Source organism: Luteibacter sp. P4_D7_3, assembly GCF_056401735.1.
In genome coordinates this window covers 1-5,819 of record NZ_JBFUIT010000256.1, presented here as the reverse complement: position 1 = coordinate 5,819, position 5,819 = coordinate 1, and the positions used below count along the sequence as shown (strand labels likewise).

The 5,819-nt window shown below is 63.4% G+C and carries 6 protein-coding genes; all 6 read right to left on the bottom strand.

Annotated elements, in window-relative coordinates; all coding sequences use genetic code 11:
* Positions 1-1,723 (bottom strand): patatin-like phospholipase family protein (locus AC1DSN_RS17315; protein ID WP_477331881.1); only part of this gene is annotated, 1,723 nt, incomplete at its 3' end.
* A gap of 151 nt (positions 1,724-1,874) precedes the next feature.
* A complete protein-coding gene (locus tag AC1DSN_RS17310) occupies positions 1,875-3,122 on the bottom strand; it encodes a serine hydrolase domain-containing protein (protein ID WP_477295687.1) in 1,248 nt (415 codons plus the stop codon).
* 89 nt (positions 3,123-3,211) lie between these two features.
* Positions 3,212-4,174: a hypothetical protein gene (locus tag AC1DSN_RS17305; protein ID WP_477331879.1), complete on the bottom strand. Its 963-nt coding sequence runs from the start codon at positions 4,172-4,174 to the stop codon at positions 3,212-3,214.
* On the bottom strand, positions 4,171-5,028 hold the full coding sequence (locus AC1DSN_RS17300; protein WP_063572317.1) for an ABC transporter ATP-binding protein: 858 nt from the start codon (positions 5,026-5,028) through the stop codon (positions 4,171-4,173). Before AC1DSN_RS17300 ends, AC1DSN_RS17305 begins: the two co-directional genes overlap by 4 nt.
* A complete protein-coding gene (locus AC1DSN_RS17295; protein WP_046969113.1) occupies positions 5,025-5,399 on the bottom strand; it encodes a GntR family transcriptional regulator in 375 nt (124 codons plus the stop codon). Before AC1DSN_RS17295 ends, AC1DSN_RS17300 begins: the two co-directional genes overlap by 4 nt.
* A 4-nt stretch (positions 5,400-5,403) precedes the next feature.
* The gene (locus tag AC1DSN_RS17290; RefSeq protein ID WP_477295692.1) at positions 5,404-5,739 is read right to left on the bottom strand and encodes a hypothetical protein; all 336 of its coding nucleotides are present in this window, start codon (positions 5,737-5,739) and stop codon (positions 5,404-5,406) included.
* Positions 5,740-5,819: the final 80 nt, after the last annotated feature.

Genomic DNA, 5,819 nt, shown 5'->3' with positions numbered 1-5,819 from the left:
GCAGCGCCGACAGGGCAGAGCGCGTATAGGTACCCATGCCCGAGCCGATCGCCGCACCGGAGATGGCGATCCACTCTGCCAGCGTTGTGTTCTTCAGTGGCGCGGCCGGAGGACAGGCGGGTCCGGTGCCTATCTCCGCACCAAAGCTACTGACGGTGAGCGAGACGCCCTTGCGATCGGCATTGAACGTGCCCGTGCGGTCGTCGATCGTCTGGTTGATACAGCAGTTGATGAGATGGATGGGGCCGCCATGCAAGTGAGGTGCGTAGGCCGGGAACGGAATATCGTCGTTCGGTAACAGCTCGGTGGCCTTGGCAACCAGATCTGTCACGGGCACGCCATTCAACGTCAGGTTCTTCGAATCCAGCGCGCTTGCGGGACAGCGCGAGCCAGCTGCGCCGAAGTTTCCGGTTGCGACGTAGGCCCTGGCCAGGCGGGACCGATAGAACAGATGCAGCGACGACAGGTTGAGGAAATCCAGGCTTTGGCCCGTGATAAGCATGTACGCCGCAATGGGAATCACCAGGCAGGCGGCGCGAACGACGTCGTTTTGTAACCATGCGGGAAAGTCCCGCACATCGCCCGGAAAGGCGATCAGCTGCACGAAGGTCGTCCAGAAAAGGATGATCAACCCCAGGAGCAGGTATGACGCGATCTGCGCCAGCGCCAGCCACGGAATCGCAGCACGGCCGTTGCCCTTGCCACGCGTAAGAAACGCGGGAACGGCGGTACGTAGCGCCGCGAGCAGGACGGACATAATGCCTGCGCCGGCAAAGACGCTGGTGCCGTGCTCCCCCGTGCGGATGTTCAGGAGCCAGTGGCGAATCGCCCAACTGGCAACGTCCAGGCAGCCGATGACGAGGACGCCCAGGGACAGGCCCAGCAGGCCGGCGAGCACGTTGTTGAATATGACGCGATTGCGGCCTGCGTCGCGCTGCGCCAGTGACGTGGCCAGCGCGACAAGATAACCAAGGGGGCAAACCAGGCATGCGGCCCCCACCACCATCGCCGCGGAACGAAGCGACCAGCCAGGCGATGTCGCCGCCGTATAGAACAGGGTCGTTGCCAGCAGGATGGTCAGGATGCTGACGCCAGCGCCTGCCCATAGTCCCCTGCCGAGGAACCAGTAACCGCACATCATGGCGGCGACAAACGCGAGCATGAGCGGCAGTACCACGAACCATGCGCTGCCCGCGATAAACCAGATGGGGTCCGGCGTCGGCAGCCACACGGTGACCATGTGCGCGATCACAACGATGACGCCGATCAACAACGCCAGGAAAGCGATTTCCAGTTGCGTCGCGATGAACGCGCGGAACTGCGTCGTCCAGGTCTTGAACAGGTCGCGTGCGCCTGCGGGGGTGAGGAATCGGCCGTTCTGCCGGAGCCACCAGATAACGAGCGAATCGTCGTCCGCGATGGCCTTCTCGACAGTCGCGGCGGTGGCGGGGTTGTTGGCCCCTTTGTACAGGCGCCCCCACGCCGAGCCCACGTAGCCGCCACCGGACACCGTGGACAGGTAGTCGAAGCGCTTCAGGATGTGTTGCTTGGCCAGGCCACGAAGCACGCCCAGGCAGAACGTCGCGCTGCGAATGCCGCCACCGGAAAGGGCGAGTCCATACCACGAGTCATCGGCGCCGCCGCGGGACACGCGTCGGCTCTCGCGAGCCTGCGCCTCAGTCGGCTCCTGGGGCACGTCGTCCCCTGCGTGTTCCGCATTCATCGCGACTCTCCCCGTGCACCATCGGCGTCCCCCGCCCACGGCATCCTGCCGTGACTACGCCCGCTTGTACGGGACAATCCCTGCCTGCCGCAACTGGCCAAACGTTGTAAGTAACGGTCCCCGGGGCGTGAGGATCGGACAACGTGGGGTTCTACAGGCTCGGTTTCGGCAGCGTGCAGGCGGAACGTGGCAGTGCCCGCCCGGCTTCACCCCTCAACTCGGGGTGGTCAAAGGGGATGTAGTTCTCCCAGTACCAGGGAAAGCACGTCTCGCCGATCGTCGCCTCCAGCAGGTAGGCAAAGAGGCTCTCGCCGTTGGAACTGTTGCTCAGCAGCAGCACGCAATCGCGCGAGTTCATCTGGCAGACCGCGAGGTTGTTCGTGCCGTCGTCGTGGCCGGACTTGAAGAAGACGGGGCCGTTGGTGGACTGATAGCGGGCCATGCCCAGCCCGTACCCGAGCTTGATGGCGTCGTTGTCGGTCGTATCGGGCGAGCGGAGTGTCGGGAACTGCTGGAGCGAGTGGATCGCGATGCGCGGTGTCAGCCAGTCACGGTAGGTGGTAGCGCTCAGTCCGTCGCCGCGCACCATGGCGGCGAGCAGCTGGGCATAGTCGTGCACGGTGGTGTCCATCGACCCCGCGGCACGGACGGATTCGCGGTGCTTGTGACCCAGCGCCTTGCCGTTTTCGTCGTAACCGATCGCCACGTTGCCAGCGAAGTCGTCGCGCCAGGTCATGCTGGTGCGTGTCATGCCGAAGGGCGTGAACAGGCGCTTGCGCATCAAGGTGTCCACGTCGATGCCCTTGCCGTTCTCGATGACGAACTGCAGCAGATTGATGCCTTCGCCGGAATACGCGTAGCGCGTGCCCGGAGTGAAGTAAAAAGCCAGCTTGCCGTCGGGGTCGTAGTCCTTACCAGGCGGCCAGTAGCGATAGTTGGCAAAGCCCGAGCGATGGCTGAGCAGGATCGCTGGCGTCAGCGCTTTCCAGCGGTCGTCGCCTGCCAGATCGGCGTACTTGTCGTACGCGGGCAACGGTTTGGGCAGGTCGGCGGCGATGCTTAAGTCGAGGTCGAGACGGTGCTCGTCCACCAGTCCCATCAGCGCGTACGCGAAGGCCATCTTGGTGATGGATGCCGCGTACATCACGGTGTCGGTCTGCAGGGGAAGATGCTGTGCCGTATCGCGCTCGCCGTAGGCGTGCACGTAGGTCACCTTGCCGTCTTCGATGATCGCGATAGCCAGGCCCGGGACGTTAGCGGCTTTCATCAGCTGCTCGACGCGGTGGTCGAGTGCTTCGCCGCGCAAGGGCTTCGGCGCGACGGGAGCGAGCGGATGCGTGGCGCAGGCGGCGAGCAGAAGAGCGAGCGGGACGAGCAGGAACCCCAGCGGACGGACCATGACCAACCTCCGGATGACGAAGATAGTAACCCTGGTTTTTAAACCCCTCAAAGGAAGACGGCTCCCGAGGGAGCCGTCCGAACGTCGTGTCAGCTCTCGTCGCGCCAGCGGCGGAACCAGATGGCGCCGGCGATCATCGCGGCACCGGCTGCCGCTCCGATCCAGAGCGAGGGGCTGCCCATCGCGCTGTAGTGGAAAGCCAGATCCAGGCTATCGAGTAGGGCGACAGGATCGTTATGCCCCGGGAACACGGTCATCGTCGAGTTTCCTGCCCATCCCCCCGGGACCAGGCCACCGAGCATCCGGCCAACCACGTTCTTCCAGTACCAGTTGCTGGAAAGATCGGCGAGTCCCATCAGCCCGAACCAGGAGACGATGACGCCAGAGCCGACCGGCAGGGCGATAGCCCAAAGAAACGGTTTGCTCTTCGACCAGGCGGAGCAGAGAAGCAACCAGCCGAGCGTAGGCAATGCCCAGATAGCGTACAGCGGGATCAGTGCGATCAGGTGGAGCACGACACGGATCGGGTGTGCCTCTATCAGCAGCGACCAGACGCTGACGCCATGCATGCTTGCGGCGATGGCCAGGAGGATCATCATCGCCAGTCYCACGATCACGCCGACGACCAGGGCGATCACCGGTGCCACGATGGCTGCGCTTGCCAGCTTGGACAATACGGTGGATGTGTCCGACAGCGGCAGGGACTTCCAGAACAGAATGCTGCGGTCGCGACGATCGTCGTACAGCGCGCCAAGGCAATAGAAGAAGACCACGATGGCGGTGATGCCGAGAATGATCGCGGCGACAGCGTAGAGCATGATGTCGATGCCGGCGCCTGCGTTTTGCAGGTCCTGCACGCTCATATTGTTCTGGAAATGAACGTCGCTGCCGAACTTCAGTCCACCCCAGTGCTCGCGACCGAGTATTTCGCCGAGGATGATGCCCATGCCGTTGAGCACGAGGAAGACGATGCCTGCGATCACCGGGGCCCAGAAGAAGCCGCCCTTGTGTTCCCAGAACTCGCGCTTGACCAGCCAGTAGAAGGTTTTCATGCGTAGGTGCCCTTCATGGTGGCGACGAAGAGGTCGCCGATCGACGGGCGTCGTACCTCGCCCAGGCGTTCCAGCTCGGGCCGGCTGACGTTGTCGAAGAGGAAAATGCTCTTGCCGAAGACCTGGCGCTCGTCGAGCGGCTTCAGTTCCCGGGCGGCGTGCGCGAACTCGGCGCCGACCAGCACCTCGGCAAAACGCTCACCCAGGCTATCCATGTCGGTGTCGAGCACGATTTTGCCGTCGCGGATGAACATGAGGTCGGTGAGGATGTGTTCGATCTCCTCGACTTGATGCGTGGTCACAAGGATGGTCTTGTCCTCGTCGAAGTAGTCTTCCAGAAGGCTCTGGTAGAACTGCTTGCGGTAAAGGATGTCCAGGCCCAGCGTGGGTTCGTCCAGCACGAGCAGCCGGGCGTCGATCGACATCACCAGGGCCAGGTGCAACTGCACGATCATGCCCTTGGACAGTTGTTTCACCTTCTGCTGCGGCTGCAGCTTGGTGCGGGCCAGGAAGGCGTCGCACTTGGCGCGGTTGAAGCGGGGATGTGTGTTGGCGACGAAGTCCACCGCGTCCTTCACCCGGATCCAGCGGGGCAGCACGGCCACGTCGGCAATGAAGCAGACCTGTTCCATCAGCTTGTCGCGATCCTTGCGCGGATCGAGGCCGAGGACATTGAGCTCGCCTTCAAAGGTGGTCAGGCCGAGGATGGCCTTGAGCGCCGTGGTCTTACCGGCACCGTTGGGGCCGATAAGGCCGACGATCCGGCCCGACCCGATCTGGAAGGTGGCGCCGTCCAGCGCCTGCGACGACTTGTAGCGTTTGCTCAGGCCAGTGGCGGTAACGACCGCGGTCATGACGGATCCTCCGTGGAGCCCTGGGCTTCACGCATTAAGGTCTTCAGGTCGAGGCCCATGCGCTGGAGGCGGGCAAACAGTGCCGGCCACTCTTCGCGCAGGAAGCGCTCCCTTTCACTTTTCAGTAGCGCGTCACGCGCTCCATCGATAACGAACATGCCAAGACCCCTCCGTTTCTCAACCAATTGTTCGTCGACCAGCTCCTGATAGGCCTTGGAAACGGTCAGCGGGTTGATTTGAAAATCCCCCGCGACCTGGCGTACCGACGGCAGCGGGTCGCCTTCGTTCAAGGCGCCGTCCAGGATCATCGCCACTACGCGTTCGCGGAGCTGGCGGTAGATCGGGACGCTGTCGTTCCAGGTGATGGACATGTATTTAATCCTTGGCCGTGCGGCGCAGTGCATTACCAAACGAATAGTAGGGCATGGCCAGCTGCGCGCCGATCAAGGCAGCGGCGCGATCTTCCGCGCTGCGCTTGAGGGCGGCAGCCGCCGAATCCAGGGTGGCCTCGCTGGCCATGGCAGCCTCGCGCACATCGGCGTCGGTGGGCCGTACCTGGATCCCTGGCAGGTCGACGACGCGGACGCCGTTGACGAAATGGGGGGCGGTGACCAGTGCAGCGGCGCGGTCATCGAAGGAGCGCAGGGCGAACACGCTGGTTCCGGCGATAAGTACAGAGGCGGTGAGTGCGATGAGGTTCGGCGCTTTCATGGTTCGACTCCGATGACTTTGCTGCAGGTCGGTCAGTGGGTTAGAGGGCGGCGACGTCGGCGTCGGCGTTGGCGTAGACA